The following is a 24,346-nucleotide window of genomic DNA, read 5'->3' as shown; positions in this document are numbered from 1 at the left end:
CGCCGCTTAATTACGCCGTTCCCGCTTCCGCTACGCAGCAGCGATGCTCCAACTGCACGTCCATCAGCTCGCCCCGCGTGACGAGATGCTCCGTATCGTGATTGCCGAATACCGCCGCCCACGGAATGCCTCGGCTGTCGACGGCACGGACGGCTTCCCGGAACGACTGGCGCGGATCCTCGCAATTCTTGCTGTAAATCACGTCTCCCGTGAACAAGACGAGATCAGGCGTTTCCGCTTCCAGCACCCGCTCCATGAGAATACGGGTCAATTGGTCATCCGGTTCTCCGTTCTGCCAGTGAAGATCCGTAAACTGGACGATCGTGAACGTGCCGTCCCCGCGGTAGCACAAAGATTTCTCCATCGTTTGAACCGCTCCCTCCGCCGGTATGGCAACCTTTATTCGCTTACTACGCATACTATTCTTACCCTATAACGACTCCGCGCCGGCTTCGAGCCCGTACACGCCGTCGATGGCTGCCAGCGCGACGATGACATCCTCGAAACGTCTGGACGGCCCTAGCTTGAGCTGCAGCCGGACGATCAGCATCTCGGCGCGATCCGAAATTTCCGCCTCTTCGTTCTCGACGATCATCTTATTGATCCCGACGCCGAACCGGTGCAGCTCCGTCACGACCTGACTCAAGCTCGACGACTCCTTGTTGACGCGCAGCACCAAATCCCGCTTCCGCTTCGCCCGCGAGAACTTCTTCTCCAGCTTGTTCAGCACGAACAGGCTGACGACCACGAGCAGCGTAAGCACGGCGGCGCCGTAATAGAAGCCCGCTCCCGCCGTCAAACCGATGGCGGCGACGACCCACAGGGAAGCTGCCGTCGTCAGTCCCGATACGGTGAGGCCCGTGCGAAGAATGGTGCCAGCACCCAGAAAGCCGATGCCGCTGATAACCTGCGCCGCGAGACGCGCCGGATCGAGACGGACGTTGGGATCCGAAGAGAATTCCGAGAATCCGTACATCGATAACAGCACGATCGCGGCGGAGCCCAGGCAGACGAGAATATGCGTCCGAAAGCCCGCTGAATGCCCGCCGAGCTCGCGCTCCAAACCGATAAGTCCGCCAAGCACAAGCGCAAGGACCAGGCGGAGCGTTAATTCCCAATAGCTGATCTGCCAAATACTCGGATCATAAACTTGCGGTACTGTCGTTGCCATGCTGCCTCATTCCTTCTCCATGATCGGCCGGGAGCCGGACTGCCTCCGCATTCGCCCTTTGTGTTATCTATACGCGCGAAGCGCCGGCCATGCATCCGGGATTCAAAAAAATAATGAATACTTAAGGCGCGGCGAATAACGGACGGACGGCATTCCCGCTTATTCCAAGAACGGCAGCCGGACGGCCTCAGCACCTATTTACCGCAACGCTTGGGCTTCGAACCAATCGTAGCCCAGGCCGACCTGCTCCGGGCGGTGCGCATCGGAGCCATACACAAGCGCGATGCCTCGTTCCTTGCAGGCGGCAAAGAACCATTCCGGCACGTAAGGCTTGCCGCAGGTAGCCACGCGAAGCCCTGCCGTGTTGACATCGATACCGACGCCGCTCTTCGCGAGCTTCGGCAGCATCCCCTCCAGGCGCCGCTTGATCTGCGCCTCGTCGATCGGCGGCAGCTTGAGCGCGAACTTCTCGATCAGGTTGATATGCCCGATTCGCTTGCGCATCGGCAGTCCCGACGCCCATTCGATCGCGGCTTCCACGTGATTATAGTATTCGTCGACGACCTTCTCCATCGTGCCGTAGTAGGCCAGCAGGTTCTCCGCGAAATCCTCCGCCGTGAAATCGATGCAGCGCATGCCGCCTCGGCCCGGCAAATAATGCACGGAATAGACGACGTCCTCCAGCCGATCGCCGTACTGCTCCAGAATCGCTTCCGTATAAGAAAGCGCGCCCGGCAGCACGTCCATCTCCAGCCCCGTCGCGATCTCGATTCGGCCTTCATACTTTTGTTTAATGGTGGTTACGTAATCCAGATAAAGCGGCAGTTCATCTTGCGGCATGGCCAGCTCGGCCATCAACTTCTCGTCCGGCACCCATTCGGCCGGGAGCGGCGGGTGCTCGCTGATCGTATAACGCTGGAATCCCAGCTCGATCGCGCGGTCGATGTAAGCCTCCGACTCCGCTTGGCTGCCGTGATAACAAAACTTCGTATGCGTATGTCCGTCCCATTTAAGCAAAGTCGGCATGTTCCCCTCCGGTTCTCCCCTGCCAGTCGCTCGGCTGCAGGCGGAATTGGCGTATTTGTTCCAAGTATACCATCCCGGCGGGGCTGTTCAACTCCTGTCTATTTATTCCGTATAACATCTTTTAACGCGTATAATTTCTGCTATAATGAATTCTGTTCAATACGGATATTCTAAAAGCAATCCTAGACATTGTTTCCTTATGTGGAGAGAAGAGAGGTTCCATCCATGATTAGCCGATTTAAACGCTTGTTAATTGGGCGGCCGATGAAAAGCGCCGAACTGGAAGGAGAGAAGCTAAGCAAGCTGAAGGCGCTTGCCGTGCTGTCTTCCGATGCCCTGTCGTCGGTTGCTTACGGCACCGAGCAAATCCTGCTCGTGCTGGTCGCTGCCGGATTCGCCGCGGTCTGGTATTCCATTCCGATTTCGATCGCCGTCTTGGGCCTGCTATTAATTCTTATCCTATCTTACCGCCAGACGATTTACGCGTATCCCAAGGGCGGCGGCGCCTACATCGTCGCCAAAGACAACCTGGGCGTCTCGACGGGTCTGCTGGCAGGCGGCTCGCTGCTCGTCGACTACATCCTGACCGTCGCCGTAAGCTCCTCGGCCGGAACGGATGCCATTACGTCGGCCTTCCCGTCCCTTCACGACCATCGGGTGCTCATCGCGCTCATCATGATCGTCTTCCTGACCGTCATGAACCTGCGGGGGATCGGGGAATCCGCATCCGTGCTCGCCTACCCCGTCTATCTGTTCGTCGGGGCCGTGTTCCTGCTCATCATCGCAGGCGTCATCAAGGTGATCATCCACGGGCCGAGCGGCAACATTCCCGAGCTTGGGACGGCCGTCTCGAATATCAGCTTGTTCATGCTATTGAAAGCTTTCAGTTCCGGCTGCTCCGCGCTCACCGGCGTCGAGGCCGTCTCCAATGCCATTCCGAACTTCAAGAAGCCAGCGGAACGCAATGCGGCGCTGACCCTCGTCATGATGGGCGTCATTCTCGGCGCGATGTTCATCGGGATCAGCTTGCTCGCTTATTGGAACGGCATTGCGCCGAATCCGACCGAAACCGTCGTCTCTCAGATTGCCGACGCCACATTTGGCCGCGGCTTCCTGTACTACGCCATTCAGGGCATTACGGCACTGATCTTGTTTCTAGCCGCGAACACCGCCTATTCCGCGTTCCCGCTGCTCGCCTTCATGCTGGCTAAGGACAAATACATGCCGCATGCCTTCATGGTGCGCGGCGATCGGCTCGGCTTCTCGAACGGCATTATTTTTCTCGGCGTCTTCTCGGCGCTGCTCGTCATCCTGTTCCACGGGGACACGGAAAATCTCATCCCGCTCTATGCGGTCGGGGTATTCATCCCGTTCACGCTCTCGCAGCTGGGCATGATGCTGCGTTGGCTGCGCCTGAAGCCGGCGAATTGGATGTTCGGCTTCGTCGTCAATACGATCGGGATGCTGACGACGCTGATCATCACGCTGATCTTTATTTTCACGAAATTCTCGCAGATCTGGATGGTCTTCATCTTCCTGCCGATCGTCATCTTCATCTTCTTCAAGATTAACCGGCATTACATGAACACCGCGGAAGAGCTCCGGATCAACATCGACAAGGAGAAGCCCGCGATCAAGGGCAGCACCATCGTCGTGCCTGTCGCCGGCATTACGAAGGTCGTGTTGCATTCCATCAGCTATGCCAAATCGCTGACGGACAACGTCGTCGCCGTCTACGTCGGATTCGACGAGGAAGAAATCGAGCGGCTCGAGAAGAAATGGGAAGAATGGAACCCCGGCGTTCGCCTGATCGTCCTGCGTTCCAGCTACCGCAGCATCATCCGGCCGATCGTCCGCTTCATCGAGACGGTGGAATGGAAGCAGCAGGAGACGGACCACATCACGGTGCTCATCCCGCAATTCATCACGAAGCACTGGTGGCATAACATTCTGCACAACCAATCCAGTCTGCTGCTCCGTGCGTATCTGTTCAATCAGAAGGACGTCGTCGTGGCGACGGTGCCTTATCACTTGATGCGATAGTCGTCTTGCGCCATGGAAAATCATAGATGCCAGAAAGAGCACTCCCGCCGGGAGTGCTCTTTCTCATTTTGCGCCGCTATGTCTTATGTTTCGCTTATGTAACAGGCTGCCACGCTCCTGAGCTCAGAACCATGCTGATCCAGCCACGCATCGCGCGTCATGAACTGCTGCAGGATGTAGCCGAATGGCTGCTCCACGTTCTCGCCGGCATAGTGCTGTCCAATATAAAAATAGAGCACCGCGATATGATAGGCCTGCGTCAGCGACCGAAGCTGGTCCAGTTCCGAATCGGTATGCTTGTGCTTGCGATAGCCCGCATAGCCTTTCATGAACGCTTCCGCCATTGCCATGGACCCCTCGCTTAGTTGCAGAACATGATTGAGCGAGATGGCGAACTCCATTATCCCGGCATCCAATGAAGCCAAGTCAAAGTCGAGCACGCCGCCGATGCGGTTATCCACGGCCAGCAGGTTGAATATCAAGAGGTCGTGATGAACGAACTGTCGAGGCAGTCGACGCAGCTGCTCCATCTTGGCATCCAGGACGGATACCGCGTGATTGAAGAATGCAACGGCTTCCGGGGCTATCGGAAACGGCGGCTTCGCTAGAAACCGTTCAGCTGCGCTTTGGTTCGCCAAGGGGTGCAGGTCCGCCCAATCCAGGAAGGAAACGCCTGCGCCTTGTTGTTCGGACACGCTGAAGCTGCCCAGCTGTTGCGCGACTTCTCCTACGACGCGTCCGTAGGCTTCATTTTGATCAAGATCGGCAAGCACGGGAACCTTCCCTTCCAGGAAAGTCGTCATCGCGCCAAGCGTGCCGTCCGGTAATTCTATGTAATTGCCGCCGTCAAGCGTGCGCAGAAATACGGGCACATCGACCGATAAGCCGCTTGCGTGCAGATAAGAGGTCATCCCATGCTCGAGCGCCAAGAGCGCGGCGGATTTGGTATGGCGGTTATAGAGGCGTACGACGTATCGCTGTTCGTCTATCGACACGATGCGGGTGGTATTGGTCAGGCCGAACGGAACGTCATCCATGCGATAGACCGGATTGTCAAAATAGCTGCCTAGCACGGCTTCGATATTAGCATGCATCGCAAGTCTCTCCTCTCTCTTAAACTCAGACCGCTTAGTCGCCTTACCCGGACCGTCGCCGATTCGATCAACAATGTTGAACGGGTAAGTGTCCGCACGCGCTTATTTGGGGATACAAGGAAGATAGGATCCAACGAGGAAGTTACCGAAAAGAGAGATGATCATGGAAGCCATCACGTTCAGAGCCTTTGCCGTCGCAAACGAAATCGATCTCAACAAGATCGCCATTTATTGCGGAATACCGAAGAAGTTCACTTGGGAAGAACCGTTGATTTTGAAGGATGACATCCTAGCCTCCATTTTTCACCACGACACAGGCGGATCGCAGCAGGTGCTTGTCTTTTCATTCGGCAGCGTCGTGTTCGTCAATCAGGCCAAGCAAGACGAGATCAATGACATGCTGCATTTCCTCAGGCGCTTCGAGCCGGACATCGAGATTCAGCATGCGAGCCGCTACACGGACGATTACAGCCTGCACCAGGAAGCGAAGGAGCAGCTCGAATGGACCGACGAATTCGTCATCGTCCCGGAGTTCGAGCCGTTTTATCCGGAATTGATCGCCACGGTGCTCGCGAAGTCCGTCGCGCTCGAGAAGATCGAGGAGCAGCTCGGGAAGATTCACGACAAGCTCGAGTATATGATCGACCGGCTGGAGAAAGGGAAGCTGCGCATCGGCAACAAGGAGTTGGCGAGGACGACCGCAACCATCGTGCGGCACGAATATAACACCCTCGGATCGATCATGATTCTCGATAAGCCCGATATTACGTGGACCAACGGCAATGCGGGCATGTTTTACGACAAAATGCTGGAATTCTTCGAACTGAACGATCGGCATACCATCATGAGAAGCAAGACGGAAGTGCTCTATCACATCATGGAAGGATTCTCGACGATCAGCCACTCGATCCGAGGGTTGTTCGTCGAGTGGATCGTCGTGATCCTCATCGTGATTGAAGTGGTGCTGTCGCTCCTGCAAGTTGCGGGCTGGTTGCCTTGATTGGCAGTGCCGGCGGGAGGCGCCGGGCAAACAAGACTTCACATCGGTCTGCTTAAACGTTGCGCGTCCATCACCCGGACCCTATGCCCGGTCTCCTCATGCATCACGTATGGCTCCTTTACATGATCGATGAACAAGATCCCGTTCAGATGATCGATCTCATGCTGCATGCAAATCGCGAGAAAGCCCTCGGCTTCCAAAATGACCGTTTCGCCGGCACGGGTCAACGTGCTGACTTTGACCGCCTGTGCCCGCGTCACCTGTCCCCGATAACCGGGATAGGACAAGCAGGCCTCTGCCCCTGTCTGTTCGCCGGACGACTCGACGATGACCGGATTGATGAGCTCGATCAACCCGGCCCCGACATCCATGACGACAGCTCGGCGCAAAATGCCGATCTGGGGCGCCGCAAGCCCTGCCCTTCCTTCGGCGGCGTATAACGTTTCGGCCATATCGTCCAGCAGCTTAATGATTCTCGGATTGATTTCCTCAATCGGTTTGGCGATTTTGCGCAGGATCGGATCGCCGAATGGGAGGATGATTTTCTCCGCCATTCCTATACTCCCCCTCTGTGTATGTTTAAGCGCCTCTCGTATGCGTCGGCGTATGCACCCATAAGTCGCTTGGCGTGCACGCAAGGGCCGTGCATAACGCATCCATCGTCTCGGCCTTGACCTGCTTCGGCGGCGCGTTCAGCAGCGCGCTGATCGACGGCGCGGACAGCTCGTAGCCGGCCTTTTCCTTGAGCAGCCGGGCCAATGCGGCACCGGACCAAATCTCTCGTTCCGCCATGATTTGACGCAGCATCCATGCCAGCATGTCGGACCTCCTCTTCGGACAAGATATTAGGCATTGCTTAATAAGTTTAGGTATTACCTAAGATAACATAGCTGCAAAAATGAAGCAACGGTCACGTTACATCAGCGCTCTATTTCCGTATAATGAGACTTATATGGGTAGACGGGAGTGAATCGCATGGACAGGAAACAAGTCTTTACAGGTTCGCCTTGGGAACCGTTGGTCGGCTATTGCCGCGCCATCCGCGTGGGGAACAGAATCGAAGTAGCAGGCACGACGGCGATGAAGGACGGCGAGGTCGTCGGCGTCGGCGATCCGTACGCGCAGACCAAGTTCGCGCTGCAAACGATCGAGAAGGCGCTCCGGGAGCTTGGCGCGGACATGTCCCATGTGGTGCGCACGCGCATGTTCGTGACGGACATTTCCAAGTGGGAAGAGATCGGGCGCGCGCACGGGGAGTTCTTCCGGGACATTCAGCCCGTGGCGACGATGGTGGAGGTTAAGGCGCTGATCGACCCGCTGCTGCTGGTGGAGATCGAGGCGGAGGCTGTGGCGGAGTCCTTTATTTAATGTTGTAGTTGTTTGTTTGTTTGTTAACTGTCGGATGGCAAGGACTTGATATCACTTCTTAGCAGATAACCTTTCAGTGGAACAAAGTTGAAGAAGCCGAAGACGAAACGAGGACTTCCCGGCATGCAAAAAATCGCCGGAGCCCTTGGGCTGCACGGCGATTGATAATTCGGTTGCAAACGATCTACTGTGGATCTCCGACGCTCAGCTCGTGGCGGCATCCGCCAGCGTCTTGATGTAGAGCAGCTTGCCCTCGCCAGGATAATAGTAATCCGGCAGATGGCACATGAAGATAAAGCCGTTGCGTTCGAACATCTTGCGCGCGCTCGCGTATTCCGGCAAATCGCAGGTGAACGTCTCGATATACCGTCCGAGCTGCGACGAACAATAGGTAAACATGGCGTCGATCAGTTGCCAGCCAAGTTTGCGGTGACGGTAGTCGCGATGAACGCCGAAGTAGTCAAGGCGGTAGCCGCCGCTCCGGTGCTCGTTCTCGACGAAGACGATGGCGGAGATCACCGCGCCGTTCTCTTCCGTGTACCAGCAATTCACGTGGCTCTCCTGCAAGCTGCGCATGGGAAGCCATCTCAGCTGTTCCGTCTCGCCCGGCGTGAACCGTTGATCGTCGAAGCAAGCGTCGCCGAGCAGAAAGTCGGATACCCTCCCCGCCTCCGTTCCGCTCTTCACCGTCTTGATGTCCAACCGAACAACATCTTGCTCCAAGGAACTCGACTTCATGGCCAGCCCTCCCCCTACTAAGAAATCTTAAGCGCGTTGTTCCACTCTTCGGAGACGCCTTCTTGGAAATACCGGTCGCATTCGAAGAAGTACAGCTTCGCGGCCAAATCGTAACGGTTTCTCTTTACCACGGATACGAATACTTCCCGGGCATCGTAGAATCGTCCGCTCCGGAACAACTCCACCGCCCGCTCGAACGACTGCTTCGTCTCTTGCTTCAGCCTGCGAATATGCTCCGGATCCCCTTCGAACACGTCGTATAGCTCGATTGTCGAGCTCTCTTCCGCCAACTGGAAAGAGCCAAGCTTGCGATAAGCGCCTTGCAGGGGCATCTTGAGCGAACGAATGGAATTCTCGGACAATAAGACGTTCACGCCAAGCTTGGCCGACAGCTTCTCGAGTTCCAACGTCAATTCCACGTCCGTGGATACGACGCTGCCCTCCAAGCGCTGTTCCTCGCCGATGATGCCGATCATGACATCGGCCGTGTGAACCGCGACGCCGATGTTAATCGGTTCATAGCCTGAATGCTGGCGATGAACGTTGTACGTCTCCAGCGTCGCTCGCAGCTTCATCGCCGCCTTGAGCGCCTCCTCGGGTTCATTCGGGAACATCGCGAGCATCCCCGGGCCGAGGTAGCGACTCGTAAAACCGCCATATTCGCGTATGGCCGGGCCGAATTCCTTAAGGAAGGAATTAATGAATCGGAAGTTCTCGTCCGTGGAGAGCGTCTTGGAGAATTCCGAGAAGCTGCGCGTATTGCATACCAGCATCGTCATCCTTCGATTGGTTTGCTCCCCGAGGCTAATCTGCGTCATGTTCTTTTTGCCGAGCACCTTCAGGAATTGTTGCGGAACGAATCGGAAATACGCATTGCTAAGCTTCGTCATCTCCTGGATATACTGGCGAATCGAGCTTGCCATCATGTTGAACCGTTCGCCTAATTCCTCGACCTCGTCCCGCGTGCGGATCTGAACTTTAACGTCCCATTCCCCGCTGGCAATCAGGTTCACGCTGCGTCTCAACTTATTAATGGAAGATACGAGGTAGATCGTCATAAGGGTGATGACGATCAGGAGCACGCCTCCGATCAACGCGATGATTTTCAAGACCTTAATGACGAGCGCTGACGTGCTTTTGCTGATTCCGGTCATGTCTTTGCCCGTCTCGTAGATGCCGATAATGTCGCCTTTGGAATTATAGAGCGGTCCGAGCGCGTACATCCACTGGCCCGTCGAGTCCTCCCATTCGCCGGACACGACCTTGCCCTCTTTCAAGACGGGCAAGTTATCTTCGCTGATCGGGAACGGTTGGTACATCGTAACGCTATCGTCGTCGTCCATGAGGATATACAACTGACCGTCCACATAGCGATAGATCGTGTTGTACAAGCCGTCGCGACTCTCCCCGTCCTGCGAGAACACCCCGTTAAGCCGTTGCTTAATCGTCAGATAATCCTCGCTCATGAAGTCTTTGGGAGAGTTCAGCTTCTCCAGGTTGTCTCCGTTCACGAGGTATTTGCCGTTGCCGGCCAGCAGCTTCAACTGACTCTGCGTGTTCTTCTTGATCTCGCTGGAGAAGGAAGTATAAACCGAGTAGGACAACCCTCCCATGAACAAGAGGACAACCGGAATGATGATCGCTAATTGCTTCATTAGCAGGAACAGTCTCCGGCGCAGAAGCTGCACGTATACGAAACGAAGCAGCATCGGCAGCAGGATGCACATCGCCGCAATCAGCGCCCAATAACCAAGCTTCAGCCATATCGCCAGCTTCGGATAATGATAGCCGGTCTTATAGGAGAGAACCTCCCCTTTTAAAGTCAGCTGAATCAACTGATCGCCCGTAGCGACCGTAATCATCGTATCCGATGCGTAAATGCTCGTGAAGTCCGACCACTCCACCTTATCGGACACGCCCGCCAAGCGATCGAACAGCAGCACGGACTCCGCAGGCGCTTCCGGCTTGAGAAGGTTCATCCGCTTGACCGCGGCATCGTGATAATCGATAAAATAGACATAATCCCCGACGGTTCCGATGCTGACCGGAAAATTCAGCAGCAAATCCGCGGTCTGCGGATAAATCTTAACGGCATTCCCCTCGTTCACTTCGAACAACCGCCCGCGCTTGGTCGTATAGAAGAAGCGCTTCTCGTCATTGCCGGTCAATTCGTTCAAGTAGCGATTCTCCGACATCTCGACGGTGCGGAGAAGCTCGGGTTCTTGGCGCGCATCCGCGGATTCGGTCGTCGCAAGCTTCAACAGCGATGCAGCATGCGTTTCCTTGCGGAAGAAGTAAAGCGCGCCGTCTTTGACCGAGAGCGATTGAATGTTGCCGACCCGCAGCAGGTTGTCCGATGCCTGATAATTCACGGAATAGATCGTGCTCTTCTTCTTCCCGTCCGAGGAGATCTTGACGATCCGCTCGCCGAACACATGCAAGCCGAACGAATCCAGTATCGTCACCAGCGCATAAGCATTGCCATCATCGTCCGCCGTAACGCTGCTGAACAGCTTAATCGCATTCGGAGTCGAATCCAGATCGCTCGTAACGGAATACAAGAGTTTACCGGATGAATCGACTTTCCGTATCACTTTCTTTGAATCGGTGATCGTATAGATCGCTCCGTCCCGATCCGTCGTCACGCGGGAGATATTCGTATAGCCGGCTTCGTTCTTGAACGGGTTCAAGGTCCAATAGTCGCGGAACATCCCAAGCGAGACCGCTACGGCGACAACGGCCAGAAGCAACACTGTAAATTTTACCTTCAAGACGACCCGTCCTTCCCAATTATCGGGGATATCCTAAGCACCTGCTGATCCGCATCGCGCCAAACGGCTTCTAAACCAAATGCATCATATAAGAAGGATAAGGGTACATAGGTGATGTTGCCTTGCGTGAATAACGCTTCGGAAAGCGGATATTCCTGCTCGTTATTGGTCATTCGCAGCTGCTTGGGATAGATAACGATGATATTCGACGCTCGCGCGAGTTGAATGCGGTCCCCGGTCTTGTCCGACGTGACTTGATAACCGAGCTCACCCGCGATTAACCTCAGGGGGACTCCGACTTCCCCGTTCTTAATCGGGTAGGAAATCTTCTGCTTCGCTAGCAGCGGCGTCAGAAAGGGGGATAGCTCGCTCATCCATTCGCCGTTCAGCGCGGGGAGCGGTCCTCGTTTCAGTTCCGCCAGCAGAGCGGAGACTTTCATGGGAGAAGCATTGGCGGCAGCGTAACTTGCTAGAATGGATTGCGTATAGGCTTCCTTCGCAGCCGTCGCAGTTAGGCTGGCTTGCTTGGAACTCTCTTCTTGTTTCAGTAACAGGAGGGAATCCGCCAAGCCCGACTTGAGCATCCAAGCCGTCGATTCGACAGCGTCCTTCGCTTTCTTCTGACTTAGCAGCGCTTGTTGCAGCGATGCTGCCAGCTTGGCATCCGCTTGAACAGCAGTCGCTTGCCGGGTTCCGGCCAAGGCACCCGCGTTCCATGGATAGTCGCTCGACAGCTTCGCGAATGCGGCATCCATTAGCTGCTTCGCCGTCTGGAGCTGACGGTTTGCCTCCGTCTTGCTATCCGTCCAGGTTTGAAGCTCTTCCGCGGAGACCAGGCCGAATTGACGCCGTACCTCGACCGATTTGCCCTCGCTAGCGATCGCGGTCACATAGTCGGTCCATATGCCAACCCTCTGCGATGCATATATATAGGTAGCGAACAATTCGCTGCCGGCTTGTGCCGGAGCTTCCGGCGCTTTATCCGCTTCGACGATCGTCCCTCCCAAGAACAGGCACATCGCCAAAACGATTATTTTCCGATAGACGCTCATTGCGGTTCCCCTGCTCTCCGATCATTTGCCAGTTTCATCCTCTAGTTCCTATACTACTATAAATCCCGGGTTTTGTGTTTATCGCCTCGCATTTATTGAAGAATCCTGATAGATTTAGTAGAATAAAGTTAATTAATGTCACGTTTAAGGAGCCCTTATGGGACAATTTGTTTGCGCGGGCGCCAGCCTGCAATGCAGCTTCGGATTGGCGCCCGGTACGTTGATGGTGCTGCCCGCCAACCGGGTCGTCCAATCGTTGCCTTACGCTAACATCATGGATAACAAGCCGATGGTGAATATTCTTCCGTTCGGGATGTGCCAATCGCTCGCTAATCCGACGGTCGCTTCCGCGACGGCCGCGGCACTGAGCGTGCTGACTCCGATGCCCTGCATTCCCGTCACCGCGGCGCCTTGGGCCCCCGGGTCGCCGACCGTCATGGTCGGAACCTTTCCCGCGCTTAATAATTCTTCCAAGTGCATGTGCAATTGGGGCGGCGTCATCCAGATTGTTAACCCGGGTCAAGTAACGGTTCAAGTTCCCTGAAGGAGTCGAAATTCTTGATTGAGAAACTCATAAAACCTTACGTTACCCCGGTTATCAAGAGAATCGTGGCGCCGCTCAAGCGGCTTAAGAATTGGCCGAAGCTTCTCGCCAAATTTCTGAAGAAATTCATTAAGTCCATACTCGGGCAGAAGGAGATTACGAAGGAAAGTTACTGGAGATTCGGCAATACGTACGTCTCCAAGAAACTGATCGTCATCGTTGTCCTGCTTATCCTCATCCTCTACTTCTTCCTCTTCATCCGGCCGCCGAAGTTTATCAACAAGATGTTTCACCGCACGCCGTCGATCACGGCAGCTGCGGATGGACAAGCAGGTACCTACTCCGGCGATGCCAAGGTTAAAGACGCGAGCGGCAACCTCTTATTCGAAGGCAAGCTGGCCGACGGACTCTACGACGGCGAAGGCAAGCTCTACTGGGAGAACGGCGTCCTTAAGGAACAAGGCACGTTCGCGGCCGGCATGTTAACCGATGGCAGCCGCTACGATGAAGATGGCCGGTTGGTTTACTCGGGTCTACTCGCCGACAATGTTTACCAGGGGCAGGGCAGGCTCTATTATCCGAACGGCAACGTCTCGTATCAGGGCGAGTTCATGACCGGCAGCCCGAACGGGGCGGGAAGCAGTTACTCCGAATCGGGAACGCTGCTGTACGAAGGCGGCTATGCGAACGGCGCGTATAACGGCGATGGAACGACCTATGACGCCACCGGCGCGATGGTCTATCAGGGCGGGTTCCTGGCGGGCAAATACGACGGAACGGGCAAGAAGCTCTTCCCTAGCGGGGTGGTGCAATATAGCGGAGCGTTCGTCAGCGGCAAACCCTCCGGCGCGGGCTCCGAATTTTTCGAGAGCGGTAACGTCAAGTACGAAGGAGCCTTCTTGGCCGGGCTCTATAGCGGAAGCGGAACGCTGTACGCGTCGAATGGCACGACCATCTATACGGGCGGCTTCCTTAACGGCAGCTATCAAGGCGAAGGCGAGCTCTACGGAGATTCCGGATTGCTGGTCTACAAAGGAACATTCGTCAGCGGCAAGTACCACGGGCAAGGGCAGCAGTTTAACGCGCAAGGCGTGTTGGAATATCAAGGCTCCTACTTGAACGGCAAGCTGAATGGCCTCGGAACGTGGTATAAAGACGATGGCAGCGCGACCTACACGGGCTACTTCCGGAACGGGGAATTGAATTCTGCCGCCTTCCTCGGATTGACCGCCGTCCGTTTGGAGGCGTTGCTCGGCAAATCGACCAGCGTCGAAGTGTTGAATGATCCCGTCGCGGATGTCGAGGATGTCGCGGATGTTGCTTCTCTCGCGGTTACCACGAGCGCTGATGCGGGATCGGCCGATGATCCGAACGCGGTGGACGCGGTGGACGCTTCCGGAGCGTTGCCGGGCGAAGCGGATGCATCGCCGGAAGAAACGCCTTCGCTCCAAGTGAACTACCCGGAGATGAAGCTGTCGTTTATCGTCGAGATGGATCCATCCGGCTCCGGGGATGTCGCCGTGCAAGAGGTACAAATCGGTAACGGCCCCGTTCTCGAGCGAATGTATCAAGAGTTGTCCGCCCAGGCCAATGCCGAGCAATCGACCACCGTCCTGGTCGAGCTTAATACGTCCTCGACCTTCATTCGGGACGGGCTCATCTATCGATTCGACACGAATAAGAAAGACAAGAAGCCGACTAGCGGCACGATCGTCTCCAAGTAGAAAGGGTAAGAACTAATACGGCCTAATACGGCCACGACCGACATGTCATACGGGGAGCTCCTCCCTGCATGACATGTCTTTTTTCAATACGACGGCATTTGGATTTAGAGTACCCTAGGCTCGGTCGGTCGGGCACTCGCCCCCTCGGCCGGCATCGAACTGTTGCCGCTTAGGGATGGCAAAAAGGACGGTGGAAGATTTCTCTACCGTCCTTTTGCCTATATGACGTTCTCTAGGAAGTCAAGGAGATCGATTACCTAGCGGTTGTCAGCGTCGCTATTTGCAGAAAAATGGGGTACGAAAAATTTTAACGGTTGTGGCAGAGCTTATTTGGAGCAAAGTACCGATTCTCACAGAAAATTCTCCGAATACGCTCGCTGGCAACCGCCAGCGTAATAAAATGGTCATTTCTAGTGAAATAGCCACGGTGACAACCGTTACAAAAATTGCAAGCGGCCATTCGAAGTGGACCAGTCACTCTACTTCGCATTGCAAACGAAATTGCGTCTCGGTTTATTTTCAAGACTGTCCGCATTGGCGAGAAAAGTCCTGCTGGGTCCGCGAGAATTGCAGCGATCTGCGTATGCGGTTGTAATCGTCAAACACGGATTATTGGACTGACCGTCTTTATGATGTCCTTTTATTGGTACGGCTCTGACGGTTACTCTGCCGCCGTTAAGCCCGCGCCGCGGCCTCCTGCCGGCCCCCGCGTATGCTCCTGAACCGCGGCGCCGTTGCCCTGCAGCCGCAAAGCCCTCGCTGCCGTTAAGCCCGCGCCGCCGCGGCCTCTTGCCGGCCCCGCGCATGCTCCTGGGACGCGCCGCCGTCCGTCTCCGCCGGAAGGTCCGTCGTCCGCAACGCCCACCAACGTATGCGCAAGCGCGTGCGCTCCGTCTTGCCGTGTATTTTTATGCCAATGCGGAAAGTGCCCTTCTTCGGATAGTATACCAATGCGATGGTCACCTTCGGGAGTTCGGAAGCATGCTCGCTCTTGCCGAAGACCGCTTGATCGCCGTAATAAACCGCATCGCTGCGATTCCAAATCTCGGGCACGATAACCGCGCTCTCGTCCCGCTCGTCGGACAAGCCTGCCGTGATGTAGACCGGTCCGCCGCCGAAGCCGTGCTTGATCTCCTCGGAATAGAAGCTTCTCTCGCGTCTTTGGTACCACTTCTTCGGCGGAGGAATAATGGAGATCTCGGCGACTCCGGACATTGCTTGCTCTTCCTTCTCGCGCTCCTCTTTGGCGCCCTCGAACAACCTGAACTCTTCTTCAAGATCCGGGAATGCTCCCGCCGCTTGAAGGGCGACGACCGGACTTGGCTCGGCGATAACCGGAGCTGCTTCCGATGGCCTGGCGATGCTTCCTTGGGCCAACAGAATCTTATAGAGCATCGTCGCGTTCATCACGTAATCCTGCAACGGCAGCGGATCAACGCTGTCTATCACATAGGTAGCGCCCATCTGAAGCAGATTGATCTTGGCCAAGTGCACGCAAGGGTCCGACGGCGATTCCAACGCCCGATCAAGCGATCTTGCATAGAAGGAGCGAATCATGCGCTTCTCCGCGGCTTCTTCGCTGATCTCGATCGTTTGATGAATGCGCGACAGCTCGTGGATCAGCTTGTCCCCCACGACCAGGCGCGCGGTGCCGGGCTTCGCGCTTATCGAACGAACCGCCCGGACCTCTCCCGGCTCCATGGGAAGCGCCCGAACCCGAATCGAACGGTTGTAGACCGTCTGTTCCCCATCCGTCGGCTCGGTGAAACGAATCTTGCCGTCCTGCAGCGATTCGGCTGGTTCGAAGCCGTTCCATTCCGGCTCGTATTCGAATGCGATATGCGAGGTTTGCAGGTTCTTCTCGATCGTAATCCGCAGGTCGAATACTTGTCCCGGCTCCAAGTAACGCGGAACCGTCTGGAGCACTCTGACTTGCGAGTCCCCGTAACAGATCGCCGTGTCTTCGATCAGATGGTCGTACTCCTGCATGCTCGGCGCCGGAGATTGCTCGCTTATGAAGAGCCGATAGCTCTCCAGAATGCGATTATGCTCGCTGATATCGCCGTCGCGTCCCCCCGCTCCCGCAACCGTATGGACCGGTTCTTTGCCTTTCTCGTCGTAGGCAATGCAGAGATAGACGTTCTTGGCGTACTCGTTGTTCGTGAACCCGTCCAATTGGGACAGCTTGATCGTAACCGGAGACGGAACGATGATCTCGCGCCCCAATTGATCCAGCGCGGCTCCCGTCTCGATCGAGATCGACTTGTCGTCGACGGCCACGACCTGCAAGCCGGACACGACCCCGCTTCCGTGCAACAGGCGATTCGTGAGCCTCCGCTTATCGGAAGCATACGTTTGCTCCGACATGAAATCCCGCACGGTCAGCAACTTGCCGTAGAAGTAACGGTTCCTCTCAAATGGAATATACCGTGATCTATTCATCCTTAATCCCCTCTCCCTTCCTTATTCCAAACGAGAATCCAAGCCGAGCTTCGTATGTTGATCCATGCGGTTATCTTGTCCCAAGTCGATCGTAATGGTGTGATGAGGCATGGACGACTTGCCGTCCAACGTCAGCAGCGTCGGCTCGGACAAAACGGTATTCATGCCTAGATAAGAGTGAAGATCCATATAGACCCACGGCTGAAGCACGACCAGCTTGCACGTTGCGAACGCGGGCTTGAAGGCGTCTATCAGATGCAGCAAGGATACCCGCTTCATCTCCGTATCGGCTTGCTCCGACTTGACCAGAACGTTAAACACGTGTGGGTCGGCCGCGTACAACCGCTCCGCGACTTCCCCCATCTCCGGGTTCTCCTTAAGCGGCTTCACTTGCTCGTACTCCAGAATAATCGGTTTCTCGCCGGTATAGATGGAGATCAGCAGTTCCATCGCCGTCTTCGTGCCGCGCAAATTATAGAGAACGTGAGCGTGCTTCAGAAGCTGCCTCAGCTGCTCCTCCGTCCAATAATCTTCGCCTTCGATGCCCAGCCAACCGAGCAGCCAGCGCAACGAACGGCCGTCCGCGCCCTCGGCGTCGAACACCCGCGTGACTTGCGACACCCGCCGGTCCGTCTCGTCCATGATCGTCTGGAATAAACTAAGATAGCGGGCGAGGAAGTCCCTGCTGGGCTCATGACGCTGATAGATCGCAGGTAAGTATTCCAGGTACGTGCTTCTTGGAAAATGAACCTCCAGGCTGTGCACGACGGGCGCATGGCTCTCCGAGCCGATCAACTCCAGATACACCCAGAGGTAACGCCCCTTGAGCTTGAAGAGCAACGCATCCTGCGGGTCGGCTAACGGCTTGGACCATAACCCGGACAACGCGTTCAGCTTCGTCTCCATCAAAATATCCGGATCCGCGATATAGGCATCAAGGTCCACTTTCTCCCGCCCCAGCACGACCTCTTTGCTATCCGAAGCGTAACAGCGGACGATAATCTGCGTATCGATCTCTTGGCTGCTGCCCATGACGATCTTGTGCCACTCGGTCTCTTCCCAGCCGCTGTCGAGCCCGTCGCTGAGCCAGATCCCCAGCCTTCTGTTTAATGCTCCCCAGACCGCCGTCTCCGAGACGGAACGAATGACGTGAATGCAGCGATTCCCCGAATCCAGCAGGAACAACGCGTCCTTGCCGAAGAATAGCCGATCCCCGTCTTCGTTCCCCGCATAACCTCGCTCGACGATGCCGCCGTCCGGATGAAAACGAACGAGCGTAGGAGCGCCCGCATTCGTCTCGCCATCCAACAAGCCCCATAGGAGACCTTGACCGTCGCCGCAGATGGAAACGAGCTTGCCCGCTTCTTCGGGAATCCGAGCGTAGGAAGCGCTGTTCTCCTGCAGTTGCAGCCGAATGAGCGCATTCGTTTCTTTATCCAATAGCCATCCTTGACGGCCGTCGCCGATCGCGATCTCGAAGCGTCCCTTCGGAATCGAAGACAAATCCAGGCCTTCCTCTATGGGAAGCAGAATGGAACCGATGGCATCCCCGGAGCCGTTATAGCGAAGAAGGCGGACCTCGCTACGGCCGCTTAGGTTGGCCAGCACCAGGAAGCCGCCCGCCCCGTCCGCCGTAATAAGCGCCCCGTAGAACGACTCTTGGTTCCAATCCGCCCGGGACCATCTGATTTGGGAGTTCTCGATCGAGACCGCTTGGATCGTCGTCGCGATATCCGGCAGCATGACGATGACGGAATCGCGGGTTGCGGTGAACAGCGACGAATGGCCGGACTGGGATTTGTCCGTCTGCGCGATTCGTTCGATATAGTGGCTGGATAGATCCGTTCGCCAGATGACGCCATTGCCGTCGAGCAGGAACCAACGCCCTTCGCCGTCCGCTTCGGCTTCGGCGATCGGAGGCGCCAACTCGGGATACAGAAGCGGATGCCTGCGAGCATGCCGGTACACATATTCCCTCTCGATCGTAATGCCGTCCTTGACCGCTGCCAGTTGACTGCCGGTGCCGCGCCTCCAGTCGGGAGGCTGCCGGAATGAGAAAAACTTAGGTTCGCTCAACGCTAGCGTTCCTCCTGTCAGAATGACGTAACATATTCGATTTCGTGATCGCCGGATACGACCAGACCATTCGGCGGAATGCGAATGTCGCCGCCTTCCTCGCGATGGACGCCCTTGCCGTCCGCCATGAGCCACACGTCCTGTATGTAACGAATGCCCGGAACTTTATGGATCAATTCGTAAATTTCGCTTTTGTAAATCGGCTTGCCGAACTCCCAGCCATGAAGCGAATCTTTGCCGTAGGGCTGCAGCCACTCGGACAGCATCGCCTTCACCTCATGCTCTCTTCCTTCATAGCGAGGCTCGACGACGATGACCGCCCTGACCGTGACCTTGACGTACTCCGGCGGGATAATATGCAGCTTGGTGGTGAGCAACCGGTACGGCTCGAGATGACGGCGCACGGTCTCCATGATGCCTTCCGTCGGCTTCGGCCAGCTCCGGATGCTGTAAGGTACGACCACGATCGAGATATCGCTGAAGGACCGCTCCGCCGGAAAATTCGTCAGGGACGTTTTATAACCGGGAATCGCCTTCGTCCTGGCGATCCGCAGACCGGGGATTTCCTTCACCCGCGCCTCCAGATCCTCGGCCGTAACGCCGCACTTCGGCTCCAGAATGGCAAACCTGGCGCGCTGCATCGCTTCCTTCAGCGTCTCGGGCTCCGCTCCGCCGTAAGCGGGATACAAGTTCGTCACCTGCACGGTTAAGTCTTCGTCGATTTCGTTGATGGCCACGGCCTTGATGTTGCCGTCCTCTCCGACGCCGCTTCGGTAACCCGTAATCCGTATATTCGGAACGGCCGACGAAGGAGGAACCGCTCCGTATACCCCGTCCGAGAATCGAACGACGCCCTCCTCTTCGTCGATCACGAAGTCGAAGCTTCCGGAATGGGATTCATCGAAGTCCTGTACCCTTCGCCAATCCTGCCAGACGATCTCCGAGCCTCCGTCCCGGCTCCAGCCCACTTGCAAGCCGAATTGATCGGGAAGCATCGGAAGGATCGGCAGCGAGTAGGTTTGCCCGGAAATGCCGGTGCCGCTTCCCAAGTACATCCGGTCGCCGAACTCGGAGGCCGTTGCGACGGCCCGAATACCGCGCTCTTCGTTCGGCAAGACGACTTGCTCGTCGAAAACGAGAGAAGCTTGCCCGTCCCCGCGCTGAACCGCGAAGGACGCCTCGCTCACGTCGATCCATCCGCCGTCCTTCCGCCGGAATTGAACGGACACATGCCCTCTATGGAACAAAGCATGCGCTAATGGAAGCGGTTGACGGGCGGCCGACGATCCGTCGAAGCTCTCCGAGACGATTAACGTCCGACCTTGCTTCACGAACACTTCGTTCCACATCAACCGTTGGATGCAGGGCGGGTCGCTGTATTCCCCGGCAACCAATTGCGCCTTGATGCGATGGACGCTGCCGGCCCCGAGCGGAATCTCGAACAGGATCGGACCGCTCTGGTGGAACCCGTACGATTCGTCACGCTCCATAGCGATCGGCTTCCAACTGCCGGCCGTTTCGCCGCCTTCGTCCCAATACTGCCACTCCACTCGGCCGGATGGCGTAAAATGCCGATACCTGGCGGGGATGCGGTGATTCGGGTCCTGATTGTTCAATTGGAACCATAGCGATAGCGGCGCCGCTTCGGGCAAAGACGCCGTGAATTCGATGACCATGCTCGATCCGACCTTGGCTTTCAAACCAAAGGGGTAGAACGGGGCGTTGCCGGATTCGAAGTCGTCCGTTACTTCCGTCGTGCCTTCTTCGGTATGTACGTATATCCGTCTCGACGTATCCGGCAGTATCGTGAGCGGCCGAACGGTCTCGAACGGAAGCTCTCCTACCCGAAGCAACGTTCCATAGGGCAAGCGAAGCTGCTTGAGCGCCTTGGAGAAGCTGACCGAGGTTGTCGCCGGGGCGCGGTCTCTGGGGGCCTCCCCTAACAGCTTCAAATATTTGCGTTCGTGGCTGGCCGTCACCCGGTCGAGCTGGAATTGCTGCATCTCGATATGCCAGGCGAGCAATTCCAGGAGCGTGATTCCGGGATCATGCTCGTTCTCGTCCGTCCAAGCCGGATAGATGGCGGGAATCAAATCGCGCGCTTCGCGCAACAAGTCGCGGAAGGTACGATCGTCTAGATTAGGCAAAGGCAACATGCGGCTTCCCCCTTATTTCTTCACTTCGACCGAGATGCGGTGCTCTCCCGGGACGAAGATGCCATGCGGAATTTCCGAGATCCGGTCCGCGTTCCATTCCGCGCGTTCCCCGTTCTCTACCTTGTAGATCTCCAAGGCGAGCTGGGGAATATGCATGACGGGCCCCACGGACTTGAGCAACGCATAGAACATGGAATGATGAATGATTCTTCCGATTTCCCACCCATGGCCGTCGGCGTTCCCCGTGATCGGATCCAGGAACCCGTCCAGCTTGCGCATGATCTCCCGTTCTACCGGGACGACGTCATCCATACTATTGACCCATACGGTCGCTTGAATGCCGATCTGCAGCAAGGCGGGCTCGATGATTTGCAGGTTGCTTGGAAACGCGATGCTCGAAGCCGCCTTAGCCATCAAGCTGGCTTCGACCGTTCGCTTCAGCTCTTGGAAATGCGCGCCGCTTCCCACGCCCGACTTGGGATAAACGACGATGGACACGGCTCCCGGCTCCCTTGCGAGCTTAGCGTTCATGTTCGGAAGGCATTTCACCTTGGCCACGTTCGGATGAGCTTCCCGCGTCAGCCATTCGAAGTCCTCCGCCGTCACCGCGCGGTTGCGGTGATTGAACAGCTTCGGTCCGCGAATGGTCGCTTCTTCCACCGTCCCCAGGTCGCAGCCTCCCGCCGCCGCGAACGGATTCCAAACGCGATCCACGTAGGCGATGGCATCCTGCAGAACGCTGATCGAGCCTGCCGGAACGTTTCCGCGCTTGCCCCCTCCGGTCGCATAGGTGACGCGTACGGAATCATCTCCGAGATGGGGCGGCTTCTTCCCTTCCTTGCCGTTTCCGAAGCTGATGCTGCCCGTCGCGCGGTCGATGCGATAATGCCGATCCTTCGGACCGGATCGCAGGAATTGATCGACGGCGCGATAACGGACCCATACGCGCAACAGCTCCTTCTCCGAATCCCGCACCACGTCGACGAGACCGTCTTCCCGCTCTAGCGCTTCCAGTTCATCCTTCGAAATGTCGCCGGTCTCGTCCACCCAGACTTCCTCGGATAAGACCGGCTTCTCCGCCAAAACGTAACGCTCGACGACCTGCTCTTCGAAAGTATCGTGCTCTTCGACGCGTTGAGGCAGCTCGCCCCGAATCGTCTCTTGCTGGATGGCAAGCGCGGTGTTCAACGCCATGTTTAGCGCCCGCGGCACGTTCTTCTCTTCCGACGGCTTGTCGTAACGGCCGTCCCGGTTAATGGCCCGGATCCAATACCGGCTCATTCCGAAGAACTCGCCGATCGCATAATCGCGAGGACCGACGAACTGCAGGTCTCCGCTTCGAGTAAACCCGTTCGTGTCGTCGGCAGTAGGCAGCGGCGCCCAGCTGGACGATGACCCCTTCTTCTTCAAATACTCCCATTCAATGAACGGAATATCGTCTTCCGCGACCCGCCGCTCGATCAGCTGCAGGTAGAGATGAATCGGCCCGCGTTCCGGAGGCGCGTCGAAAGCGAACCAGACGGCCGGATAACGTCCTTCGAGCGCGATAAACGGCCGGAAGACATCGCTTCCCAGCTGCGCCTCGCCGGTTCGTTCCTTGATCGCCATGTTGTTTTGTATGAACAGTTGCTGCGGGGAACGCTCCGGCTGCTCGTATCCGAACCGCATCTTCAAGTTGGAGACGACCGGTGAATAATAGATCGCTTTGGGCGAGTAAGCGTTCAGGATTTGAACGATGCGTCCGCGAATCCAATAATTCTCCTCCGCGTTCACGGAGATCGGCGCGAGATTCTCCGGGACGACGAACGTCATCTCCTTCGCTTGCCGCCCTTCCCAAGGCACGCTGAACAGCTTCTGGGCACTCGCTTCGATCGGCAGCATCACCCAAGCGGAGCCGTTCCAATATTCCCACTGGATCGTGGCTACCGTGACCGGATCATAGCTCTCCGTCTTCTCCATCTCGTGCCGCTTCATGATAGGCTTCCAGTTGATCTGAACGGGCTGGTCCGGAATGAGCTTATGCTGGAGAATCTCCGCGTCGAACAGCAGCGTTACGGTCGCCCCTCGCTTGGAGAGCACTTCTTCGCTGGATAGGTAGAAGAGTCCGAATAGGGCGAAGAAATCCCCGAACGGCAAACAGCCTTCCTCGTCGCTTAACTGAACGTCATTGAAGTACAGGCGGTCCGGACGAATGCCGTCTTCCTTGCTGGGGGAAGCGTATTCGCTCTTCATGCGCAGCCGATCCAACTGGACCTTGCTTAGGGCAATGGAGCCCGATTGCTCTTCCATTGAAGCGGCGCGGCAGCGAATCCAACGGCCGGACACGCCGTTGTAATCGTACGGATCAATCGGCTGATGCGAAAGCTTGATCAGGCGAATGGTCGCTCCCGACCCATACGTGCGATTGAATTCGACCCATTGACCGCCGCTATAATATTCCCACCGCACCTTGCCAGGATCGGTGAGCAGCTGCACGGACTCGTCGACGGCCTGCTCGTTGCGGGAATGGAAGACGGTCAATTCCAGCAAAGCGGGGTTACGGAGCAGGAAGAGATAGTCGTGCCTCAGATACATGGCATGCTCTTGCAGGTTGTCGCCTTCGGGGCCGAACAGCGCCGTCCCGCGCCCCTCGCCATGAAGCCGCTCCATGGAGCCGTCTTGCATGAGATGAACGATGCGATCAAGGCGCGGACTTACCGCCAACGCGTCCGTAATCCGAGCCGACGTCAGCAGGATCGGAGAAGCCGTCTCGAATAGAATCGGCCTGTCCTCGCCTGGGACGGAAGCCGCTAATTGGACCCCGCGATCGATATACACCGGCTCCGGCGTCCCTTCCGTCAATTGGAACGTAATCTGCGCTAGCGCCGGCTTCGCCTGGGCCAGCTCCACGTGGAAGCGATTAAGGAAGGCCAGGAAGCTTTTGCCCGGCACCTGGTTCAGCCTCTCGATGTTCCCCGAAAGCAAATGCGCGAATAGAAGGGAGAGCGCCGTCCCCGGGTCGGGATCTTCCGGGCGAAATCTCCACTCCGGCGTATAATGAGGCGCCAATCGTTTCAATTGTTCGATCAGCTGTTCCCGATTGCGTGTATCGATCGTCGGAGGATTGGATAACGGCCCCCTGCCCGAGCTTAAGTTGGTCAT

General features: G+C 56.6%; 18 protein-coding genes. 5 read left to right on the top strand and 13 right to left on the bottom strand.

What is annotated here, in order from left to right; translation table 11 throughout:
* Positions 1-10: 10 nt before the first annotated feature.
* From AC0YNU_RS11700 to hisJ, 3 genes are all read right to left on the bottom strand, one after another.
* Complete coding sequence (locus AC0YNU_RS11700) at positions 11-364, bottom strand: metallophosphoesterase (protein WP_475756476.1); 354 nt, start codon at positions 362-364, stop codon at positions 11-13.
* 66 nt (positions 365-430) lie between these two features.
* The gene (locus tag AC0YNU_RS11695) at positions 431-1,171 is read right to left on the bottom strand and encodes an MgtC/SapB family protein (RefSeq protein WP_475756474.1); all 741 of its coding nucleotides are present in this window, start codon (positions 1,169-1,171) and stop codon (positions 431-433) included.
* Positions 1,172-1,369: 198 nt separating this feature from the next.
* A complete protein-coding gene (gene hisJ / locus AC0YNU_RS11690; protein ID WP_475756472.1) occupies positions 1,370-2,197 on the bottom strand; it encodes a histidinol-phosphatase HisJ in 828 nt (275 codons plus the stop codon).
* A 225-nt stretch (positions 2,198-2,422) separates the two neighbouring features.
* On the opposite strand from hisJ, the gene AC0YNU_RS11685 reads away from it, so the two are divergent.
* Positions 2,423-4,240, top strand: a complete 1,818-nt coding sequence (locus tag AC0YNU_RS11685; protein WP_475756470.1) for an APC family permease — start codon at positions 2,423-2,425, stop codon at positions 4,238-4,240.
* A gap of 83 nt (positions 4,241-4,323) precedes the next feature.
* On the opposite strand, the gene AC0YNU_RS11680 is transcribed toward AC0YNU_RS11685, so the two are convergent.
* Entirely contained in the window at positions 4,324-5,334 is a 1,011-nt protein-coding gene (locus AC0YNU_RS11680; protein WP_475756468.1) for a phosphotransferase, read from the bottom strand.
* Between the two features lie 163 nt (positions 5,335-5,497).
* Here AC0YNU_RS11680 and AC0YNU_RS11675 point away from each other — a divergent pair, with 163 nt between their 5' ends.
* Entirely contained in the window at positions 5,498-6,334 is an 837-nt protein-coding gene (locus tag AC0YNU_RS11675; RefSeq protein ID WP_475756466.1) for an RMD1 family protein, read from the top strand.
* Between the two features lie 38 nt (positions 6,335-6,372).
* Here AC0YNU_RS11675 and def read toward each other — a convergent pair whose 3' ends face one another.
* Both def and AC0YNU_RS11665 read right to left on the bottom strand, forming a co-directional pair.
* Positions 6,373-6,888 (bottom strand): peptide deformylase, encoded by a 516-nt coding sequence (gene def, locus AC0YNU_RS11670; RefSeq protein WP_475756464.1) that lies wholly within the window; start codon positions 6,886-6,888, stop codon positions 6,373-6,375.
* Between the two features lie 25 nt (positions 6,889-6,913).
* Positions 6,914-7,153 carry a helix-turn-helix domain-containing protein gene (locus AC0YNU_RS11665; protein WP_475756462.1) on the bottom strand — a complete coding sequence of 80 codons (240 nt, stop codon included), beginning with the start codon at positions 7,151-7,153 and terminating at the stop codon, positions 6,914-6,916.
* A gap of 156 nt (positions 7,154-7,309) precedes the next feature.
* Here AC0YNU_RS11665 and AC0YNU_RS11660 point away from each other — a divergent pair, with 156 nt between their 5' ends.
* Positions 7,310-7,702, top strand: a complete 393-nt coding sequence (locus AC0YNU_RS11660) for a RidA family protein (protein ID WP_475756460.1) — start codon at positions 7,310-7,312, stop codon at positions 7,700-7,702.
* Positions 7,703-7,906: 204 nt separating this feature from the next.
* On the opposite strand, the gene AC0YNU_RS11655 is transcribed toward AC0YNU_RS11660, so the two are convergent.
* Genes AC0YNU_RS11655 through AC0YNU_RS11645 form a run of 3 tightly spaced genes read right to left on the bottom strand, consistent with a single transcriptional unit; the run spans position 7,907 to position 12,263 of the window.
* Positions 7,907-8,440, bottom strand: a complete 534-nt coding sequence (locus tag AC0YNU_RS11655) for a GNAT family N-acetyltransferase (RefSeq protein WP_475756458.1) — start codon at positions 8,438-8,440, stop codon at positions 7,907-7,909.
* 17 nt (positions 8,441-8,457) lie between these two features.
* Complete coding sequence (locus AC0YNU_RS11650; protein WP_475756456.1) at positions 8,458-11,211, bottom strand: HAMP domain-containing protein; 2,754 nt, start codon at positions 11,209-11,211, stop codon at positions 8,458-8,460.
* Entirely contained in the window at positions 11,208-12,263 is a 1,056-nt protein-coding gene (locus AC0YNU_RS11645; protein WP_475756454.1) for a copper amine oxidase N-terminal domain-containing protein, read from the bottom strand. Before AC0YNU_RS11645 ends, AC0YNU_RS11650 begins: the two co-directional genes overlap by 4 nt.
* Positions 12,264-12,420: 157 nt before the next feature.
* Between AC0YNU_RS11645 and AC0YNU_RS11640 the strand changes: the two genes are divergently transcribed.
* Both AC0YNU_RS11640 and AC0YNU_RS11635 read left to right on the top strand, forming a co-directional pair.
* Complete coding sequence (locus AC0YNU_RS11640; RefSeq protein WP_475756452.1) at positions 12,421-12,807, top strand: DUF4280 domain-containing protein; 387 nt, start codon at positions 12,421-12,423, stop codon at positions 12,805-12,807.
* Positions 12,808-12,821: 14 nt separating this feature from the next.
* Complete coding sequence (locus tag AC0YNU_RS11635) at positions 12,822-14,531, top strand: MORN repeat-containing protein (protein WP_475756450.1); 1,710 nt, start codon at positions 12,822-12,824, stop codon at positions 14,529-14,531.
* A 765-nt stretch (positions 14,532-15,296) separates the two neighbouring features.
* On the opposite strand, the gene AC0YNU_RS11630 is transcribed toward AC0YNU_RS11635, so the two are convergent.
* Genes AC0YNU_RS11630 through AC0YNU_RS11615 form a run of 4 tightly spaced genes read right to left on the bottom strand, consistent with a single transcriptional unit; the run spans position 15,297 to position 24,346 of the window.
* Positions 15,297-16,973, bottom strand: coding sequence for a hypothetical protein (locus AC0YNU_RS11630; protein WP_475756448.1), 1,677 nt, complete (start codon positions 16,971-16,973; stop codon positions 15,297-15,299).
* Positions 16,974-16,994: 21 nt separating this feature from the next.
* A complete protein-coding gene (locus AC0YNU_RS11625; RefSeq protein WP_475756446.1) occupies positions 16,995-19,049 on the bottom strand; it encodes a phage tail protein in 2,055 nt (684 codons plus the stop codon).
* Positions 19,050-19,066: 17 nt separating this feature from the next.
* Positions 19,067-21,205 carry a putative baseplate assembly protein gene (locus tag AC0YNU_RS11620; protein ID WP_475756444.1) on the bottom strand — a complete coding sequence of 713 codons (2,139 nt, stop codon included), beginning with the start codon at positions 21,203-21,205 and terminating at the stop codon, positions 19,067-19,069.
* Positions 21,206-21,217: 12 nt separating this feature from the next.
* Entirely contained in the window at positions 21,218-24,346 is a 3,129-nt protein-coding gene (locus AC0YNU_RS11615) for a putative baseplate assembly protein (protein WP_475756441.1), read from the bottom strand.

The organism is Paenibacillus sp. J31P316, from assembly GCF_056269105.1.
The sequence above is the reverse complement of the archived record's forward strand: the minus strand, read 5'-3'. Positions and strand labels throughout refer to the sequence as shown.